Source organism: Companilactobacillus huachuanensis, assembly GCF_005404815.1.
Classification (GTDB): Bacteria; Bacillota; Bacilli; order Lactobacillales; family Lactobacillaceae; genus Companilactobacillus; species Companilactobacillus huachuanensis.
This window is the reverse complement of sequence record NZ_BJDF01000019.1, coordinates 47,554-65,792: the sequence shown is the minus strand read 5'-3', so window position 1 is coordinate 65,792 and position 18,239 is coordinate 47,554. Positions and strand designations below refer to the sequence as shown.

General features: G+C 36.8%; 20 protein-coding genes. 17 read left to right on the top strand and 3 right to left on the bottom strand.

All coding sequences use genetic code 11. The features are described 5' to 3' along the window. The first annotated feature begins 379 nt into the window (after nucleotides 1–379). Both FFM71_RS10770 and FFM71_RS10765 read left to right on the top strand, forming a co-directional pair. Nucleotides 380–880: a nitroreductase family protein gene (locus tag FFM71_RS10770; RefSeq protein ID WP_137612180.1), complete on the top strand. Its 501-nt coding sequence runs from the start codon at nucleotides 380–382 to the stop codon at nucleotides 878–880. Between the two features lie 171 nt (nucleotides 881–1,051). Continuing rightward, nucleotides 1,052–1,675, top strand: coding sequence for an SDR family oxidoreductase (locus FFM71_RS10765; RefSeq protein ID WP_137612179.1), 624 nt, complete (start codon nucleotides 1,052–1,054; stop codon nucleotides 1,673–1,675). Nucleotides 1,676–1,745: 70 nt separating this feature from the next. On the opposite strand, the gene FFM71_RS10760 is transcribed toward FFM71_RS10765, so the two are convergent. After that, the gene (locus tag FFM71_RS10760) at nucleotides 1,746–2,600 is read right to left on the bottom strand and encodes a MurR/RpiR family transcriptional regulator (protein WP_137612178.1); all 855 of its coding nucleotides are present in this window, start codon (nucleotides 2,598–2,600) and stop codon (nucleotides 1,746–1,748) included. Nucleotides 2,601–2,755: 155 nt separating this feature from the next. On the opposite strand from FFM71_RS10760, the gene FFM71_RS10755 reads away from it, so the two are divergent. From FFM71_RS10755 to FFM71_RS10740, 4 genes are all read left to right on the top strand, one after another. Next, nucleotides 2,756–3,739 carry a Gfo/Idh/MocA family protein gene (locus FFM71_RS10755; RefSeq protein WP_137612177.1) on the top strand — a complete coding sequence of 328 codons (984 nt, stop codon included), beginning with the start codon at nucleotides 2,756–2,758 and terminating at the stop codon, nucleotides 3,737–3,739. 241 nt (nucleotides 3,740–3,980) lie between these two features. Continuing rightward, nucleotides 3,981–4,892 (top strand): DMT family transporter, encoded by a 912-nt coding sequence (locus FFM71_RS10750; protein ID WP_171000549.1) that lies wholly within the window; start codon nucleotides 3,981–3,983, stop codon nucleotides 4,890–4,892. Between the two features lie 33 nt (nucleotides 4,893–4,925). Continuing rightward, the gene (gene msrC, locus FFM71_RS10745) at nucleotides 4,926–5,387 is read left to right on the top strand and encodes a free L-methionine (R)-S-oxide reductase MsrC (protein WP_137612175.1); all 462 of its coding nucleotides are present in this window, start codon (nucleotides 4,926–4,928) and stop codon (nucleotides 5,385–5,387) included. A gap of 88 nt (nucleotides 5,388–5,475) precedes the next feature. Beyond that, complete coding sequence (locus FFM71_RS10740) at nucleotides 5,476–5,694, top strand: NlpC/P60 family protein (protein ID WP_137612174.1); 219 nt, start codon at nucleotides 5,476–5,478, stop codon at nucleotides 5,692–5,694. A 175-nt stretch (nucleotides 5,695–5,869) separates the two neighbouring features. Here FFM71_RS10740 and FFM71_RS10735 read toward each other — a convergent pair whose 3' ends face one another. Beyond that, entirely contained in the window at nucleotides 5,870–6,490 is a 621-nt protein-coding gene (locus FFM71_RS10735; protein WP_137612173.1) for a histidine phosphatase family protein, read from the bottom strand. Nucleotides 6,491–7,209: 719 nt separating this feature from the next. Between FFM71_RS10735 and serC the strand changes: the two genes are divergently transcribed. Continuing rightward, complete coding sequence (gene serC / locus FFM71_RS10730; RefSeq protein WP_137612172.1) at nucleotides 7,210–8,295, top strand: 3-phosphoserine/phosphohydroxythreonine transaminase; 1,086 nt, start codon at nucleotides 7,210–7,212, stop codon at nucleotides 8,293–8,295. Beyond that, on the top strand, nucleotides 8,295–9,464 hold the full coding sequence (locus tag FFM71_RS10725; RefSeq protein ID WP_137612171.1) for a phosphoglycerate dehydrogenase: 1,170 nt from the start codon (nucleotides 8,295–8,297) through the stop codon (nucleotides 9,462–9,464). The genes serC and FFM71_RS10725 overlap by 1 nt, the downstream gene beginning before the upstream one ends. A 434-nt stretch (nucleotides 9,465–9,898) precedes the next feature. Here the strand turns inward: FFM71_RS10725 and lexA are convergent, their stop codons facing one another. Next, nucleotides 9,899–10,522 carry a transcriptional repressor LexA gene (gene lexA / locus FFM71_RS10720; protein ID WP_137612170.1) on the bottom strand — a complete coding sequence of 208 codons (624 nt, stop codon included), beginning with the start codon at nucleotides 10,520–10,522 and terminating at the stop codon, nucleotides 9,899–9,901. Nucleotides 10,523–10,617: 95 nt separating this feature from the next. On the opposite strand from lexA, the gene FFM71_RS10715 reads away from it, so the two are divergent. The 9 genes from FFM71_RS10715 to purF all read left to right on the top strand — a co-directional run bounded on the left by FFM71_RS10715 (nucleotide 10,618) and on the right by purF (nucleotide 18,235). Further along, on the top strand, nucleotides 10,618–10,860 hold the full coding sequence (locus tag FFM71_RS10715) for a DUF896 domain-containing protein (protein ID WP_137612169.1): 243 nt from the start codon (nucleotides 10,618–10,620) through the stop codon (nucleotides 10,858–10,860). A 62-nt stretch (nucleotides 10,861–10,922) separates the two neighbouring features. Further along, nucleotides 10,923–11,144 (top strand): YneF family protein, encoded by a 222-nt coding sequence (locus tag FFM71_RS10710; protein ID WP_137612168.1) that lies wholly within the window; start codon nucleotides 10,923–10,925, stop codon nucleotides 11,142–11,144. Between the two features lie 239 nt (nucleotides 11,145–11,383). Further along, nucleotides 11,384–11,866, top strand: coding sequence for a 5-(carboxyamino)imidazole ribonucleotide mutase (purE, locus tag FFM71_RS10705; protein ID WP_137612167.1), 483 nt, complete (start codon nucleotides 11,384–11,386; stop codon nucleotides 11,864–11,866). Beyond that, nucleotides 11,859–12,989, top strand: a complete 1,131-nt coding sequence (purK, locus tag FFM71_RS10700; RefSeq protein WP_137612166.1) for a 5-(carboxyamino)imidazole ribonucleotide synthase — start codon at nucleotides 11,859–11,861, stop codon at nucleotides 12,987–12,989. The genes purE and purK overlap by 8 nt, the downstream gene beginning before the upstream one ends. 4 nt (nucleotides 12,990–12,993) lie before the next feature. Continuing rightward, nucleotides 12,994–13,701, top strand: coding sequence for a phosphoribosylaminoimidazolesuccinocarboxamide synthase (purC, locus tag FFM71_RS10695; protein ID WP_137612165.1), 708 nt, complete (start codon nucleotides 12,994–12,996; stop codon nucleotides 13,699–13,701). A gap of 9 nt (nucleotides 13,702–13,710) precedes the next feature. Next, the gene (purS, locus tag FFM71_RS10690; RefSeq protein WP_137612164.1) at nucleotides 13,711–13,959 is read left to right on the top strand and encodes a phosphoribosylformylglycinamidine synthase subunit PurS; all 249 of its coding nucleotides are present in this window, start codon (nucleotides 13,711–13,713) and stop codon (nucleotides 13,957–13,959) included. Beyond that, nucleotides 13,960–14,634, top strand: coding sequence for a phosphoribosylformylglycinamidine synthase subunit PurQ (gene purQ / locus FFM71_RS10685; protein ID WP_137612163.1), 675 nt, complete (start codon nucleotides 13,960–13,962; stop codon nucleotides 14,632–14,634). After that, complete coding sequence (gene purL, locus FFM71_RS10680) at nucleotides 14,634–16,844, top strand: phosphoribosylformylglycinamidine synthase subunit PurL (RefSeq protein WP_137612162.1); 2,211 nt, start codon at nucleotides 14,634–14,636, stop codon at nucleotides 16,842–16,844. The genes purQ and purL overlap by 1 nt, the downstream gene beginning before the upstream one ends. After that, nucleotides 16,829–18,235 carry an amidophosphoribosyltransferase gene (purF, locus tag FFM71_RS10675; protein ID WP_137612161.1) on the top strand — a complete coding sequence of 469 codons (1,407 nt, stop codon included), beginning with the start codon at nucleotides 16,829–16,831 and terminating at the stop codon, nucleotides 18,233–18,235. Before purL ends, purF begins: the two co-directional genes overlap by 16 nt. Nucleotides 18,236–18,239: the final 4 nt, after the last annotated feature.

Below are 18,239 nucleotides of genomic sequence, written 5' to 3'. Positions count from 1 at the left end.
GTAAACGACTAACTTGATCATCGGAAAGATTGATGTGTTGTTTAACAGGTCTGATATCTGATTTCATAAAATATATCCTTTTTTGAATTGATTATATCAGAATATAAAAGTGAGAGCTACACTCCACTAGTTGGAAGAGCTGAAAGTATTCATTTGCTGCGAAAGTGGCGTTAGGACTTTAGTCCTTACACCACCGGGCGTGTTGGAGACTTACCGGTTCGGGGTAAGGCTTCAACCGAGATTTGAGACCGTCTCTTGGCTCGAATCGTACCGCGCAGCATATGAATACTTTCAGCTCTGGAAACGGCATAATGCATCAAACTTTCAACCTTTAGATTAATTATTAAACAGTGTACCAAAGATACACCTAAAGGAGAATATGATGGAGTTTACAAAAGTGGTTAATGAAAGACATTCCTCACGCAGATTTATGGACAAACCAATTTCTGAAACAACATTGAGAGAAATCATTAAAGAAGCGCAAAGAGCTCCTTCGTGGGCCAATGCACAACCTTGGCAGGTCATTATTGCGACAGGTGATACATTACAGGAAATTAAAAATAATCATCTTCGATTGAGTAATCAAGGTATTGCCGGTGACTCAGATATGGAAACGGCACATCGGACAGAGTGGGCTAATTATGCCAGAAATAATATTGGACAATGGAATAATGCTTTAGTGAAGCATTTACAAAATAATGCCCTACCAATGGTTGAATATAGTGAGACACAAACAACCTTGTTTAATTCTCCAGCCTTAGTTTATTTGACTGTAACTGGACCATTGAATGACTGGGAAATTTTCGACGTAGGTGCTTTTGCCCAAACGTTAATGTTGAGTGCAGCTAATCAAGGGATTCAATCGATTCCGGCCTATTAGGTGGTGCGTTATCCCGACGAACTGCGACGAATCTTTAATCTAAAAAATAATCAGAAATTTTTGATGGGAGTTGCTTTAGGGTATGAAGAGGAAAGTATTATCAATAATTTTAAAACGACGCGTGATGACGAGAAAAATATTTTAAAAATAAAACGATAAGAGGATATGAAAATGAAAATTTTAGTAATTGGTGCAAGTGGTCGAATTGGTTCACTATTAGTCGAAAAATTGACAGCAGTTGGAAATGAAGTAACAGGAACGTACAATAGTAAGAAAATTGATTCTATGAATGCTATTAAATTTGATTTACATGCTTCAGTCGACCAAATGGTCAGTTTAATGCAAGGCTATGAAGCAGTTTATTTTGTGGCTGGTTCTCGCGGCAAAGATTTATTGCAAATTGACCTTAATGGGGCAGTTAAAGTGATGATGGCTTCTCAAAGAGTAGGAATTAAGCGTTTCATTCAATTAAGTTCGGCATTTGCTTTGAAACAGAATCGTTGGGATGAAGGCTATTTGAAGGGTATTACTGATTATAATATCGCCAAGTATTTTTCAGATGCCTGGTTGATCAATAACACCAAGCTGAACTATACCATCTTGCAGCCAAGTGTTTTAACAGAAACACCAGCAACTGGCAAAGTTAGTTTTGATGTGACAGCACCAACTGAGAATTCTTTAAGTGATGTTGCCGAAGTGTTGGCAGAAATTTTGAATAAACAGAATACAATTGGTAAGGTTTTGATGATGAAGGCCGGTGGAAAATCAATTTCTGAGGCAATTGCACAAGTTTAAAGAGTAAGATGTTCGTGCATTATAGCAAACAGGCACTGTAATCTAATTTGGGATTACAGTGCCTGTTTTTTTAAAAACGTGAATCAGAAAAGAGCTTTTCTGAAGCTAAGCGATGTCTTTGATTATCGTCATAGTTAGCGACAAATAAGCAAGAGTAGAGCGTGTTCAAAACATATTCGATACCAACTTGTGATGCAAAAGGTGAAATTTTAACAGTTTTGCTTTCCATATTGGCTACTGGTAGAACGATGTTGCTCAGTTTTGCTATTTTAGAATTTTTATCGGATGTAACTGTAATGATTTTGGCACCATTTAGTCGAAGTATTTGCGCAAGTTGATAAGTATCCTTACTTTGACCGCTATAGGAGATTAGGAGGGCACAGTCATTTTTAGTATAGTTAGCCGCCATAAATTTACTCTCTTCCGTTAAACTGGGCAAATTAGCGTTCAAATTGATCTTCATTAATTTATTTTGAAAACTAAGGGCTGAGATATAAGTATCACCATACGCAAATATGCCTAATTTTTGTGATTGAAAAATGTCACGAACGACATGTTCTAACAAATCATTAGTCAATAATTCACTTGTTTGAGTTAACGAATCGTACATGACATCAAGCAATTTTTGGGCAATTTCCTTGTTTGAATCATCTTCAGTGAACGGGAAATCCGGATTAACAGCAGAAATATCATTATAGTGTTGTTGTAATTCAGCTGATAATTTTATTTTGAAGTCTTTGTAGCCTTTAAGGCCAATTTTTCGACAAAGTCTAACAATAGTTGAGGTTGAAGAAAAAGTTGCAGTGGCAAGCGATTGAATTGATTGGTTGAGGACAGATTCTTTATTTTTTATAATATACGCAGCCAATTGTTTCTCAGAACCGTTGAAGTGGTCAGCCGTAGTTAATTGATTAATAATCGTCATTGCTGTACCTCCGTTAATATATTTGAAAAAATGTTCCAAATTATAAAAAAAATGCTGATAATATTCGGAATAATATTACCAATACGTCTATTGAGCTATTTATATCATTTTACCGTGTTTTAATAAAGATGAACAAAGTATAAGGAGTGATTAAGATGAAATTAGCAATTATTGGATCAGGAAATATTGTACATGACTTTTTAACGATCACGAAGGATTTAAAAAACACTGAATTAACGGCCATTATCGGAACGACACATAGTATTGATGTCCTAGGACAATTGAAAGCTGAGTATCATATTGGGGCAGTTTATACGGACTTTGACAAAGCGTTGGCAGAAAGCGATTTCGATACCGTTTATGTAGCCGTACCGAATTTCTTACATTATCAATTTGCTAAGAAAGCTTTGGAAAATGGTAAAAATGTTATTTCGGAAAAACCATTCACCGTCAAATTAGCTGAATTTATGGATCTAAAAGAAATTGCAACTAAGAATCATCTAGTTTTACTTGAAGCAATTACCAATCAATACTTACAAAATTATGTTGAGTTGAAAGAAAAATTACCGGAATTAGGTGATTTAAAATTGATTGAAAGTAATTACTCACAATACTCATCACGATATGATGCCTTCGAAGCTGGTAAAATCTTGCCAGCATTTGACCCTAAAAAGGGTGGCGGAGCTTTAATGGATTTGAACATTTACAATATCCACTTTATCGTCGGATTACTAGGACGGCCTGAAGGAGTTGAGTATCTACCAAATATCGAACGTAATATTGATACGTCAGGTATTTTAATGCTTGATTTTGGAAACTCCAAGGCCGTGGCAATTGGTGCCAAAGATTCAGTTTCACCAATCAGAAAAACAGTCGTTCAAGGGAACAAAGGCTCGATTGTCGTAAACGGACCAACTAATGAGATGCGCTCATTTGATGTTTATGATAAAGATAAAACTTTGCTGGAAAAGGTAGATCACAATATTTATCCACATCGAATGTATCAGGAGTTCGTTGCGTTTGAGAAAATTATTCAAAATAATGACTTAAAAGAAGTTGCCGAGAGATTGCAACATAGTGAAGATGTTATGTGGGTAGTTGATCAGGCACTTAAGTCAGCCAATCTGAAATTAGAATAAAGTTATTAACTAGCTGTGCGGAGCGGTCCGAGCTAAAACACGGTCTTGAACCACGGCACATAAATATTTCCCAGCTCCTTCGACTAATTAATTATTGACTATATACATTAGTCAGTCATTTTGAAAATAATCCCCCATAGAAAACGTATGTGGAACCTAAAGGCATCGTTTGAATTCATATTGCACCCATCAAAAATAAAGGTTAATATAATTAGAATTATAAAATGAAATGGGTGGTTTTATGGTGCAATCTAGAGCCAATCGAAATCTTCTATTGGTTGCATTCATGTGGGGAACAAGTTATACATTTATCAAGATGGCGATTGCTGCGAAAATGCCACCATCAGTTATCAATACCTTACGAGGTTTGATTTCAGCAATATTGGTCTACATCTTTTTTGGAAAAATTATTAAAACGATGACTTGGAAAGAATTCAAAATTGGGGCGGTCTGTGCGGTTTTTAATTTTGTGGTCGTACAATTGCAGTCAAGCGGACTGAAATATACGACACCGAGCAATAGCTCGTTCATAACTTCAATTTACGTAATTTTATTGCCATTTATTGCCTGGTTATTCTTCAAGAGAGTGCCACCTTTGAAAATCTATTTGTCGATTTTAATGTGTGTTTTAGGAATGATTTTTCTGACCGGAATTATTTCGACTGGATTTGAATTTCACATCGGAGATTTTTTAACGGTATTAAGCGCCGTTTTCTATGCATTTCAAATGACATATTATGGCTATGCAACAAAGAATGCTAGGCCACAAGTGATTGCCTTTCAACTTGGCTTTATTCAGGCGTTTTGTGGGGCGTTGTATTCATTTAAAATTGACTATGGTAGTTTACCTCAGATCAATTGGAGTGCGGCAATCGGCCCAGTAATATACTTGGGTGTGGTGGCGACATTTGCTGCTCAGGTCATTCAAGTAATGAGTCAAAAGTATACTGATACTGTCACAGCAGGTTTGGTATTGATGACTGAATCGTTATTTGCCAGTTTAGTATCCGTCTTGTTTCGTGTTGAACCGTTAACTCAACACCTGATAATTGGTGGTAGTTTAATAATTATGGCAACTTTGATTGCTCAATTTGATTTGCGGGGAGTAATTTCACGTTATTTTGTCAGGCAAAATGGGATTAAAAAGCCGTAGTTTGTGAGAAAATAAGACTTTAGGAGGATTTTCATGGAAGAGACGAAAATGTCATTAATGAACAAACAATTAGATGCCTTACTGTATCAAGAAAATAATTTGATTGCTAACTTGGCTAATGCCAGTGCCTTGATCAACGATACCTATGAAGATTTGAATTGGTCAGGATTTTATTTGTACAACGAAGAGACTGATGAATTGGACTTGGGACCATTTCAAGGTAAGGTCGCCTGTATGCACATCAAGAGTGGCAACGGCGTAGTTGGAACTGCCTTTGCAGACCAACAGATTCATCGTGTAGCTAATGTCCATGAATTTCCCGGACACATTGCCTGTGACAGTGCCAGCAATTCGGAAATTGTTGTGCCAATAACCAAAGCCGATAAAAAAATCGGTGTTTTGGATATTGACTCACCATCATTAAATCGATTTACTGGAGACGAAGAAAAAGAATTAGCTGTTTTTGTAGAAGTATTGTTGCAGCACATGAATTAGAATAGTTTTGAGGAGTTATTAAAATGTTACAACAGATGTATGATTTTGTGGTAGTTGTTCAAAATCATAGCTTTACCAAAGCTGACCTATGATTCAGAGTGGAACTTATCACAGAAAGTTATTGATGATAACGGGAACGTTGTTACAGGTAGCTTCGACAGAACAAGCAGGTAATGTTATCTGGTATGAATTGAGCGATGATGTTTGGATTCTTTCAATGGCTAAACAACAATTCGGTAAACCTTATGTTTGGAATGTCAAAGGACCAAGTGGCTTTTACTGTTCAAGAGTGATGCAATACGTTTAGAAAGGCAACGGGTCAAAATATTGGTTCTTGAATGTTTTGTATCCGGGTACAAATGTCAAGTTTGATCGCATTTCTTCAAGTTTTGAACCATCATTTGGAGTACTAATATTTAAATAATTAAAAAAATCCTATAATCACTAGTTTTACGTTATTAAAACTAATGATTATGGGATTTTTAATTAAAGGCTTGATTATAATATTCTAAATAAAATTTCTGAGAATTTGGTAGGGCAATGATTTTAGAAACACTAGTATTTCTTGGCTCTGGCAATGTCATTGGATCCTGTGGTTTCAAAATATCCAATGCTACGGCTTTAACTGTGAAACCATGTGTTACACAGATGATTTTCTCATCCGGATATTGCTGCATCGTATCTATAATAAACTCATGCACACGCTTGATAACATCTTCAAAAGTCTCACCATTCGGAGCATATTTAACATAAATTGGTAAAACATCATTGAGATAATCATTGTAGGCGTCAGGATGGAGTTTTCGAAGTTCAGCATTTTGATGACCGTCCCATTCACCATAAGAAATTTCAATTAAACGTTCGTCAAAAGAAATTGGCAATTGTGATTTTCTATTTATGATGGCTGCCGTCTGTTTGGTTCGCTCCAAAGGGCTACAAATAATACGGTCAGCAAAACTGATGTCAAAATTGTCAGCAAGATGTTGTGCCTGATTCTTACCATTTTCATTGAGATATGTTATTTCGGTATTGATAGTACCTTGTTTCATTTTTAGGACGTTGGCAGTCGTCTGTCCATGGCGAATAAAGTAAAATTCTGTCATTTTTGGCTCCTTTAAGTTTCACTTGATTTATTATTTAACACTTCAGTTAAAATCTAAAGATTGAAAGTTTAGTTAAGTATGCCGTTTCCAGAGCTGGCAGTATTCATATGCTGCGCGGAACGGTTCGAGCCTCGGTTGAAGCCTCGCAAAACCCGCGAATCTTCAACTCGCCCGGTGGTGTAATTGCTGAAGCAATAACGCCACTTTCGCTGCAAATGAATACTGCCAGCTCTTCCAACTAATTTATTTTTTCATGGCAGTACAAATAAAATGAAAACTTCTGCGTATTTAAATAAATTTGTTCTAAGCCTGTGACAACAATGGTTATATTAGTTTTTCACCTTTCAACCTTTAGTTAAAATTATAATACCTTATTTCAGTTGACAATTAAAATAATAATGTTAAAGTAATTTTAAGTTAATTGGAGGAATTTTAATATGAAAAAACTAAATCAAAACAATCAAACAGTCTCCTCTAAGTCTACACGGAATACATGTAGGCTTATTAGCTAATCTGATAATCCTCATGTATGTAAAAAAATACATCTGTGAGGTCGTTTAATTCTTAGAACATTTGACTCCTCACAGACTCCAATCTGTGGGGATTTTTTTATCTAATTACTAATAGTTAAAGGTTGAAAGTTTAATTTTTTTGTCTTTCAATATTCAGCTAATAAAATAGGCAACAGTCTATCTTAAAAATTCAAGGAGTGGAAAATTATGACAATTTACAATTTTGCAGCTGGTCCCGCAACAATGCCAGCCAAAGTTATCCAACAAATTAAGGCCGACCTACCTTCATATAAAAATTCAGGGATGAGTATTATGGAAATTTCTCATCGTTCCGCTCTGTTCGATAATATTTTCCAAAAGGCTCAACGTGATATGCGAGATTTATTAAAAATTCCAGATAATTATCAAGTGCTTTTCTTTCAAGGTGGTTGTACTTTACAATTTACCGCCGCTCCTCTTAATCTAGCCAATAAATATCATAAGATTGCACTACTGGACAGTGGTCACTGGGCTGATCGGGCAGGTGATGAAGCCAAAAGAGTTGGTGTAAAGGTTGATGTGTTGGATTCGACCAAGGCTGATCATTATACTAGATTACCAATATTAAAGACTCTATCATCCGATACATACGATTACTTGCACATAACAACTAACAATACGATTGAAGGAACTGCCTATACTAATGTTCCTGAGACTGGTACGACTGAATTAGTTGGTGATATGTCATCTAATTTCATGGGCCAAGAATACGATATAAAAAAATTTGGTGCAATCATGGCAGGTGCTCAGAAGAACTTGGGTATTGCCGGATTAACAGTTGTCATTGTCCGGAATGATTTAATCGGAAAAGTTAATAACTTACCAAGTATGGTTGACTATCAATTGTTTGCCCAGAAGGATTCAATGTTTAACACGCCACCAGTCTTTGCTATTTACGCAGCTGGTCTCGTTCTTCAATGGCTAAAAGATCAAGGTGGAATTTCCGAAATGGAGCGTCGTAATCGTCAAAAATCAGGATTACTATACGATTTTTTAGACAATTCGAAATTGTTCACAGCACCAGTTGTCAAAGCAGACCGATCACTAACTAATGTTGTCTTCGTCACTGGCAATCCTGAAATTGATCAACAGGTGGTAACAGATGCGGCAGATAATGGTTTAGTAAATATTAAGGGACATCGTTCTGTTGGCGGCATGCGCGCTAGTTTGTACAATGCAATGCCATATGAGGGAGTTGAGAAATTAGTCGACTTTCTAACTAAATTTGAAAATGATTATAGGGGGCTACACTAATGTATGAAGTAAAAACTTTTAATGCAATCACACAGGCAGGATTAGATACCTTTACTGATGATTTTGAAATCAATCAAACCGACCAACCAGATGCCTATCTGATTCGATCAGTCAATTTATTACAAGCAGAATTACCTGATAGTTTACAGACAATTGTGCGAGCAGGAGCTGGTGTCAATAATGTACCTTTGGGACGCGCAACTACTAAGGGCATTGCCGTTTTTAATACTCCTGGTAGCAACGCCAATGCCGTTAAAGAACTAGTAATTTCATTGATGATTGCGACTGCCAGAAATTTATTTGAAGCCCACAATTATTCAGATGAACACACTGAAGCTGACGTTTCACAGCGAACTGAAAAGGATAAGACCAAGTTCAATGGGACCGAATTAGCTGGTAAACGTTTAGCTGTTATTGGTTTAGGAAATGTCGGTTCATTGGTTGCGAATGCAGCTCTATCATTGGGCATGAAAGTTATCGGCTATGATCCATATTTGTCAGCCAATGCAGCTTGGAGAATCAATAATCGTGTGAAACGAGTAGACTCAATTAAAAATGCAGTTAAGAATGCTGATTTTGTTACCGTTCATGTGCCCAAGAATAACGAAACAATCGGTTTATTAAGTACGAAAGAAATTACTGAGATGAAAGATGGTGCAGTGTTATTTAACTATTCAAGAATCGGTATTGTTGATAATAAAGCAGCCGTTAAAGCTATCCGAAATCAAAAAATCAGTCACTATTGTACAGATTTTGGTGAACCAATTATTGCTGACCAAGAAAAAATTACTATCACACCCCATATCGGAGGCTCAACATTGGAAGCTGAAACAAACGGGGCGGTTCAAGGGGCTAATACAGTAATGAATTATCTTGAAGAAGGGGATACAACACACTGTGTCAATTTGCCAAATATGCAAGTTCCGTTTGAAACAGCGTATCGAGTCACAGTGATCCATCAAAATGTACCTAATATGGTCGGACAAATTAGTACACAAATAGCCAACAGAGGCATCAATATTGAAAATATGGCTAATGCGGCTAAGGAAAAAGTGGCATATACAATCATCGACGTAGATGACTTGCAGGAAAAGGACCAGAGTGCTTTAATAGCTGCGTTAGATGGAATCAAGGAAGTTTATCGAGTACGTGTCATTAAACATAGATAAGATGAAGTACGTGAGGTACATCCTGTCTATAGAGCTGAAAAATATTCAATAGTTTTTATATTCAGCTTGTTTCATCCTGTTTTGAATTCTGAAATGTAATTGATGCGAATATTTGTGATAAATTGTCAATTGGCAACATTAAATTGTATTTTTTTATTGATTGATTTAAGAATCAAAAATTTATCGCTAATTTATCTGCATATAAGAAAAGAAATGAGTCGGAAGAGCTGAGAGTATTAACCGGCTGTGGATGTGGCGTTACGGCTTCAGCCGTTACACCACCGGGCGAGTTTGGATACTTGCGGTTTGTGCAAGGATTCAAACCGAGGTCCGAGACCGCTCCCCAGGCTCGGACCGGTCCGCATAGCAGGTTAATACTCTCAGCTCTGGAGACGGCAAACAAAAAAACCACCCAAAATTCAGATGGTTTAATTCTAAAATATTTGTGAACGATATAGTCCAACAACTTTACCAATAATTTCAACTGTATCTAAAATAATTGGATCCATTGTATCGTTTTCAGGTTGCAGGCGGTAATGTCCGTTTTCTTGATAGAATCTCTTACATGTAGACTCAATATCTTCGGTCATGGCAATGATGATTTCACCATTATTAGCAAAGTTTTGCTCATGTACGATGACGTGGTCACCATCAAAGATTCCAGCATTGATCATACTTTCACCGTGAATTTCCAACATGAATAATTCACCAGAGTCACGAGTAAGATCAGGTGGAATTGGGAAATATCCATCAGGGTTTCTTTCGGCAGTAATAGGTTGACCAGCAGCAACGGCACCTAAAATAGGAATTTGTTTGGATTTGATACCAATTGAATTAAGACCTGCACCTGTAAGCTCAATGGCACGGGGCTTTGTGGGGTCACGTTGGATGAATCCTTTTTTCTCCAGACGAGATAGGTGACCATGAACCGTTGACGTTGAAGAGAGATCTACAGCTTCGCAAATTTCTCTAACAGTTGGCGGATATCCATGTTCATCTAAATAATCATAAATACATTGTAAAATTTGTGACTGTTTAGAGCCTTCAGCTTTTGACATTAGAACACCTCATTGTTAATATCTTAAATAGATTGTATCAAAATTTGAATACAACTTCAAACAAGTGTTCGATTGTATCGAGGGGAATTGAAATAATGAACGAACAAGACGAATTGCTCAAAAAAATTAATGCATTGGCTCACAAGGCTAAAGACGGTACCATCACTAAGGAAGAGGAAGATCAACAAGCACAATTGCGCAAAGAATACTTGAAGAACTTTCGGGCTGCTTTTAAGTCACAATTAGAGATGACACAGGTTTATGATAAAGAAGGAAAAGAAGTTACTCCCGAAAAAGTTCGCGAAATTCAGCGGAAAAAAGGATTACGTGACGATTAGACTTTCAATTGTCTAACTTTTTTTGTAATATTAGTAAGTGTATGGAAAGGGTGAGAACATAAATGGGAATTACAATAGTTGTTGGCGTTATAGCTTTACTAGTTGGCTTGGTCGGTGGTTTCTTCGCTGCCAGATGGTACATGAAGAAATACTTCCAGGACAATCCACCAATCAGTGCTGATATGATCAGACAAATGATGGCTCAAATGGGCCAAAAGCCTTCACAAAAGAAGCTTAATCAATTAATGAATACTATGAAGAATTCACAAAAGAATGACAAATAGTTAAGTCATTTAAGCGATATACATATTTTTATATGTATATCGCTTATTTTTTTGTCCTCAAAAATAAATTGATAGCTATATCCGAACTATTAATATTTTTATAAATATTAAAGACAATATGTAAACGGTAAATACGAACGATATACTCAAATAAATGAATAAAATGCGTATTTAGCATTGAAAGTATTTTCAATCCCTGATAAACTTTGGATACCAAAGCAAGAAAGGTGGAAAAAGTAATGCACAACGTAGCAATAGTTATGGGTTCAATTTCTGATTTGAAGATCATGCAGAATACAGTCGATGTTTTGAATGAACTGGGAGTTAGCTTTGAAACAAAAGTAATTTCGGCACATCGAATGCCACATGAGATGTTGGATTTTGCCAATCATGCTCATGAAAATTATCAGGTCATCATAGCTGGAGCTGGGGGTGCGGCCCATTTGCCGGGAATGATTGCAGCTTCAACAAGTTTGCCAGTAATTGGTGTTCCAGTTCCTTCAAAGTATCTTAAAGGAATGGATTCGCTACTATCAATTGTTCAAATGCCGGCTGGTGTTCCAGTTGCAACAGTTTCCATCGGTGAGGCTGGTGCAAAAAATGCCGCTATTCTTGCTACAAAGATTTGTGCATTAAATAACCCGACTTATCAAAATAATTTAGCAAGTTATGTTCAAGCAATGCACGATAAGTCAGTAGAAAGTGGGAAAGACATTGGATAATACATTACTGCCAGGGGCAACAATTGGCATTATCGGTGGTGGTCAATTAGGCCAGATGATGTCATTTTCAGCTAAAGAAATGGGCTATAAGGTTATCATTTTGGATCCACAGGAAAATTGTTCGGCGGCTCAAGTGTCGGATAGTCAAATAGTTGCTGAATATGACGATCTTGATAAATTGATCGAATTGGCAAAGCAATGTGATGTTTTAACATACGAGTTCGAAAATGTTGATGCTAATGCCATTAATGAAGTTAAAAAATATACTCAAGTTCCACAAGGTACGAAAGCTTTGAAAGAAACACAAAACCGGGTCTCTGAAAAGAATTTTATCGAAGCTAGTGGTTTTAAAGTTGTTCCTCACGTTGAAATTACCAATATTTTTGAATATCATCGCGGTGTTGAAAAATTGGGTGCTCCAGTAATCTTGAAGACCATTCGAGGCGGATATGACGGTAAAGGTCAAATATTAATTGAGGATCCTGAGCAGGCCTGTTATGCCGACATCGAGAAGCTGTTAATGGATGGCCCTTGTATGTTGGAAAAGAAAATTAACTTAAAAAAAGAAGTTTCGGTAATCGTATCAGCTAATAGTCAGGGCGAAACATCGATTTTTCCAGTTATTGAAAATATTCATCGTCACAATATTTTGCATCTCAGTACGTGTCCAGCAAATATTAGTGAAAAATCTGAACAACATATTTATCAAGTTGGTGAGACGTTAGCTAAAAAACTTGAGTTGGTCGGAACGATGTGTATTGAATTTTTCATTTCAGAGACGGATGAAGTTTTCGTCAACGAAATTGCTCCTCGTCCACATAACTCCGGACATTTAACAATTGAGGCATGTAATATTTCACAATTTGATGCTCATATCCGTGGTATTTGTAATCTGGCCATGCCAAAGATCGAGTTGCTGAAACCTGCTGCAATGGTTAATTTACTCGGACAACACTTAGAAAATGCCAAGAATGAATTATCTGGACATCCAGAATGGCATTTCCACGATTATGGCAAAGATAGTGTTAAGAATAATCGCAAAATGGGTCATATCACGATTTTGAGTGATGATTTACAAGATACAAAACAAGATATTGAAAATAATTCAATTTGGGATGTGTAAATTTATGACAGAAGATAATTTGCTCTATACAGGTAAGGCCAAGAATGTGTACCAAGCAGAGAATGACGATGAGGTTTTGATTGTTTACAAAGATCAAGCTACAGCATTGAATGGCAAGAAAAAGGAAATCTTACCGGGAAAAGGTGTTCTAGATTGTCAGATTTCACAAATTGTTTTTAATTATTTGATTGAAAATGGTATTAAAACTCACTTGGTCAAAAACCTTTCAGATCATGAACAATTGGTTAAGAAAACTCAAGTATTTCCATTAGAAGTTGTTTTAAGAAATATTACTTCTGGATCTTTGGTACGCAAGTTTCAAATCGAAGAAGGTCAAAGGCTGGTAGAACCAATCATCGAATTTTATTACAAGAGTGATGCTTTGGATGATCCTGTTATCAATGAATCCCAAATTCATGCTTTAGGAATTGCTGATAAAAATGATATTGAATATATCAAACAAGAGACCTTAAAAATCAATCAATTGTTAATTCCGTTTTTTGACAATGCCGGTTTTGACCTCGTAGATTTCAAATTGGAATTTGGTAAATACAACGGGAAAATTATTCTGGTTGATGAATTTTCACCGGATAATTGTCGAATTTGGAACAAGAATGATCATCATTCTATGGACAAAGATGTTTTTCGCAAGCACGAAGGCGACTTAGTAGAAACTTATCAAACAGTCTTACAACGACTACAAGACAAATAGGAGAAAATTATGAAATTAGTTAAAGTGTATGTCACTCTAAAAGATTCCGTATTAGACGCTCAAGGTGAAGCAATTAAATCGGCTATCCATTCTATGGGTTACAACAAAGTTGAAAATGTTGGCATGGGTAAATATTTTGAATTGCGTTTTGCCGATGATTATTCTGACTTTGAGAAAGACGTTGACGCTATCTGTGATGATCTTTTAGCCAATCCCAATATTGAAACTTATCGCTATGAAATTATGGAGGCCGAATAAATGAAATTTGCCGTCATCAATTTTCCCGGTTCTAATTGTGATATGGACCTGTATTATGCTGTTCGTGATGGTATCGAACAACAGGTCGAACTCGTTGACTATCGTGCTCAAAGTCTAGAGGGCTTTGATGGTGTGTTGATTCCTGGTGGCTTTTCTTACGGCGATTATTTGCGCAGTGGTGCGATTGCTGTTCACGCTCCAATTGTAAAAGAAATTATTCGGTTTGCTAACGAAGGCAAGATTGTCCTCGGCATTTGTAATGGATTCCAAATTTTGACTGAATTAGGCCTATTACCAGGGGCTTTGATTCAAAACGGACAGAGTCGCTTTATCTGTGAAACAGTGGCCTTAAGAGTTGTCAATAATGAAACAGCTTTTACTAATGGATATTCAAAAAATGAAATTATCAATATTCCAATTGCTCACGGAGAAGGTCGCTACTACTGTGATGACAAAACTTTATCTGAATTGGAAGCTAATAATCAAATAGTTTTCAAGTATCTTGAAAATGTTAACGGCAGTGTGGAACATATTGCCGGCGTAACTAATAAACAAAAGAATGTCCTAGGCATGATGCCCCATCCAGAGCGTGCGATTGAAAAAATTCTTGGATCTGATGATGGACTGAAACTATTTCAATCAATAATCAATTATCAAGTAAAGGTGAATAATTAATGACTGAACCTACGGCAAAACAAATCAAAGATGAAAAGCTTTATCAACAATGGGGTCTAACTGATTCCGAATATGAATTGATCAGTACAAAAATTCTTAAGCGTTTGCCTAACTACACTGAAACAGGGCTCTACTCAGTTATGTGGAGTGAACATTGTTCGTATAAGAACTCCAAAAAAGTTCTTCGGAAAATGCCCAATAAGAGCGAACGAGTGATCGCAGGTCCTGGTGAAGACGCCGGAATCTTGGATATCGGTGACAATCAAGCAGTTGTTTTCAAGGCAGAAAGTCATAATCATCCTTCAGCAGTTGAACCTTATCAAGGTGCAGCAACTGGTGTTGGTGGAATTATTAGAGATATTTTTTCTATGGGTGCTCAACCGATTGCACTTTTGAACAGTTTAAAATTTGGACCCTTAAAAGACGGACAAACCAAACATTTGGTTAATGAAGTTGTCGCTGGTATCGGTGGTTATGGTAACTGTATTGGTTTGCCGACTGTTGGTGGTGAAATTGCTTTTGAAGATTGTTATGAACATAATCCGCTCGTCAATGCAATGTGTGTTGGGTTATTGAATAATACTGATTTCAAACATGGTACTGCTAGTGGTGATAAGAATTTAATCGTCTACGTCGGTGCTAAAACTGGCCGTGACGGAATCCATGGGGCTACCTTTGCTTCTGATGAATTTACTGATAAGAAGAATAAACAACGTTCGGCGGTTCAAGTTGGTAATCCATTTATCGAAAAACTATTGATGGATGCTTGCGTAGAAATCATCGAGAAACACCCTGAATGGATTTTAGGTATTCAAGATATGGGAGCCGCAGGATTAGTATCATCAACCGCTGAGATGGCTTCTAAGGCTGGTTCGGGTCTGATCTTAAACTTAGATAAAGTTCCTCAACGTGAAACTGAGATGAATGCTTACGAGATGATGCTTTCAGAATCTCAAGAACGAATGGTTCTCTGTGTTAAACCAGAATTTGTGGATAATGTCTTGGAATTCTTCAAACATTTTGAACTTGATGCGGTTGTAATCGGCCAAGTGACAACTGATAAACAATATAAAATTTATCATCAATATCAGTTGGTAACCGATATTCCAGTCGACAGTTTAACTGAAGACGTTCCAGAGTATGACCGTGAAGAAATTCAACCACAGCGCATGATTGAAGATAAAGATTATCAGTTTGTTCCCGATATCGACTCTTTGGAAGAAACGTGGAATGAAATGTTACAGCGCCCTAACATTGCTAGCAAAAAACATTTTTACCAAACTTACGATTCACAAGTTAAAGCTAATACCTTAGTTCGTCCCGGAAGTGACAGTGGCGTAGTTAGAATCCGTGGAACAAAAAAAGCTATCGCAATGACAAATGATAGCAATTCAAAATATGTTTATTTAAATCCCTTTGTTGGTGGTCAGATTGCCGTTATGGAAGCAGCTCGTAATATTGTTGCCAGTGGTGGTGAACCAATTGGTGTCACAGATTGTTTAAATTATGGAAATCCTGAAAATCCTGAAGCTTTTTGGGAATTAGACAAGAGCGTTGAAGGAATTGCCAGTGCTTGTGAAAAAATCAATACGCCAGTAATTTCTGGTAATGTTTCACTCTACAACGAGTATAACGATGTCGCAATTTACCCTAGTCCAATGGTTGGAATGGTCGGTTTGATTTCTGATATCGATAATGTCACAACTAATGATTTTAAAGAATCTGAAGATTTGATCTATCTAGTTGGTCAGACTCAAGACGACTTTAATGGTTCAGAATTACAAATGGCTCAATTTGGAAAATTAAAAGGAAACTTGCGTAATTTAGATTTAGATCAAGAAAAATTACATCAGGATCTTATCCGTCAAGCAATCTCCCAAAAATTAATTAAAAGTTGTCACGATTTATCAGAAGGTGGTCTAGCAGTTGCGTTGTCAGAATCAACTTTTGAAAATGAACTCGGGTTTGAAATTAAAACTGGTTTAAGTTCAGCTCAAATGTTCTCAGAAACACAATCACGTTTCTTAGTTACCATTGCTCCAGAAAATAAATCAGCTTTTGAAAAATTAATGACTACTGATATTGAATACTTAGGAAAAGTTATCGCAACACCAGAATTCAAAGTTACTACAGCTAATGAGTCTGTCGAAATGAGTGGTTCAGTAGCGGCTAAAAACTGGAAGGAGGCCATTACGTGCCTAATGAAGTAAGAAGTTTAAATGAGGAATGTGGTGTCTTTGGTGTTTGGGGTGCTGAAAATGCTAATTATCTAACATATTTAGGACTCCACAGTTTGCAACATCGCGGTCAAGAGGGTGCAGGGATTGTTTCGAATGATGGCAAGAAACTTCGTGCATATCGTAATCTAGGGTTATTAACACAAGTTTTTTCTAAACCAGAATATTTAAATTCATTAGTCGGCGATTCCGCAATTGGTCACGTTCGTTATTCAACTGCAGGTGAAAATAAGATAGAGAATGTTCAGCCACTTTTATTTGATTTCACAGACAGTCAGATAGCACTAGCTCATAACGGGAATTTGACAAATGCCGTGACGTTGAAAAAAGAGCTAGAAGAAAAAGGTCATATCTTTAAGTCCAGTTCTGATTCTGAAGTTTTAGTTCATTTGATCAAGGTTTCAAATGCACCAACATTTCACGAAAAAATTGTTGAAGCACTGAACAAAATTCAAGGTGGTTTTGCGTATTTATTATTGACGAAGGATGCTATGATCGTCGCTTTAGATTCACATGGATTTCGGCCACTTTCAATTGGTCAATTAGATAATGGCGCCTATGTTGTTGCCAGCGAAACCTGTGCTTTAGACGCTGTTGGTGCCAAATTAATTCGCAACGTGCAACCAGGTGAATTAATTACAATCGATAATAATGGGATGAAGATTGATCAATGGACAACTAATACTAAGTTAGCCATTTGTTCAATGGAATTCATCTACTTTGCCCGTCCTGATTCTGATATTTTAGGTGTTAATGTTCATTCGGCTAGAAAACGCATGGGAGCTAATCTAGCTAAGGAATTTCCAGCAACCGGAGATATTGTCGTCGGTGTGCCCAATTCCTCGTTGTCTGCGGCCAGTGGGTATGCAGAATCCAGTGGCTTGCCATATGAGATGGGCTTGATCAAGAACCAGTACATGGGTCGCGAATTTATTCAACCAACTCAGGAATTGCGTGAAAAGAGTGTTCGTCAAAAGTTGGCCGCTGTTAAAGGCGTTGTTCAAGGCAAACGAGTTATTTTAGTTGATGATTCTATAGTTCGTGGAACAACTTGTGCTTATATCGTGCAATTGCTGAGAGATGCAGGCGCAACTGAGGTTCACTTACGTATTGCTTCGCCAAGGTTTATGCATCCGTGTTTTTATGGAATTGATATTCAAGAAAAGAGCGAGTTAATTGCAGCTCATAAATCAATTCCAGAAATGAATGAAATTTTTGGATCTGATTCGTTGAACTTTTTGAGTGAAGAAGGTCTAATTGATGCAATTGGTTTGAAGTCTGATGCACCATATTCAGGCTTAGATATGTCGTATTTCAATGGTGACTATCCAACTTATCTTTACGATTATGAATCTAGAAAATAAGGAG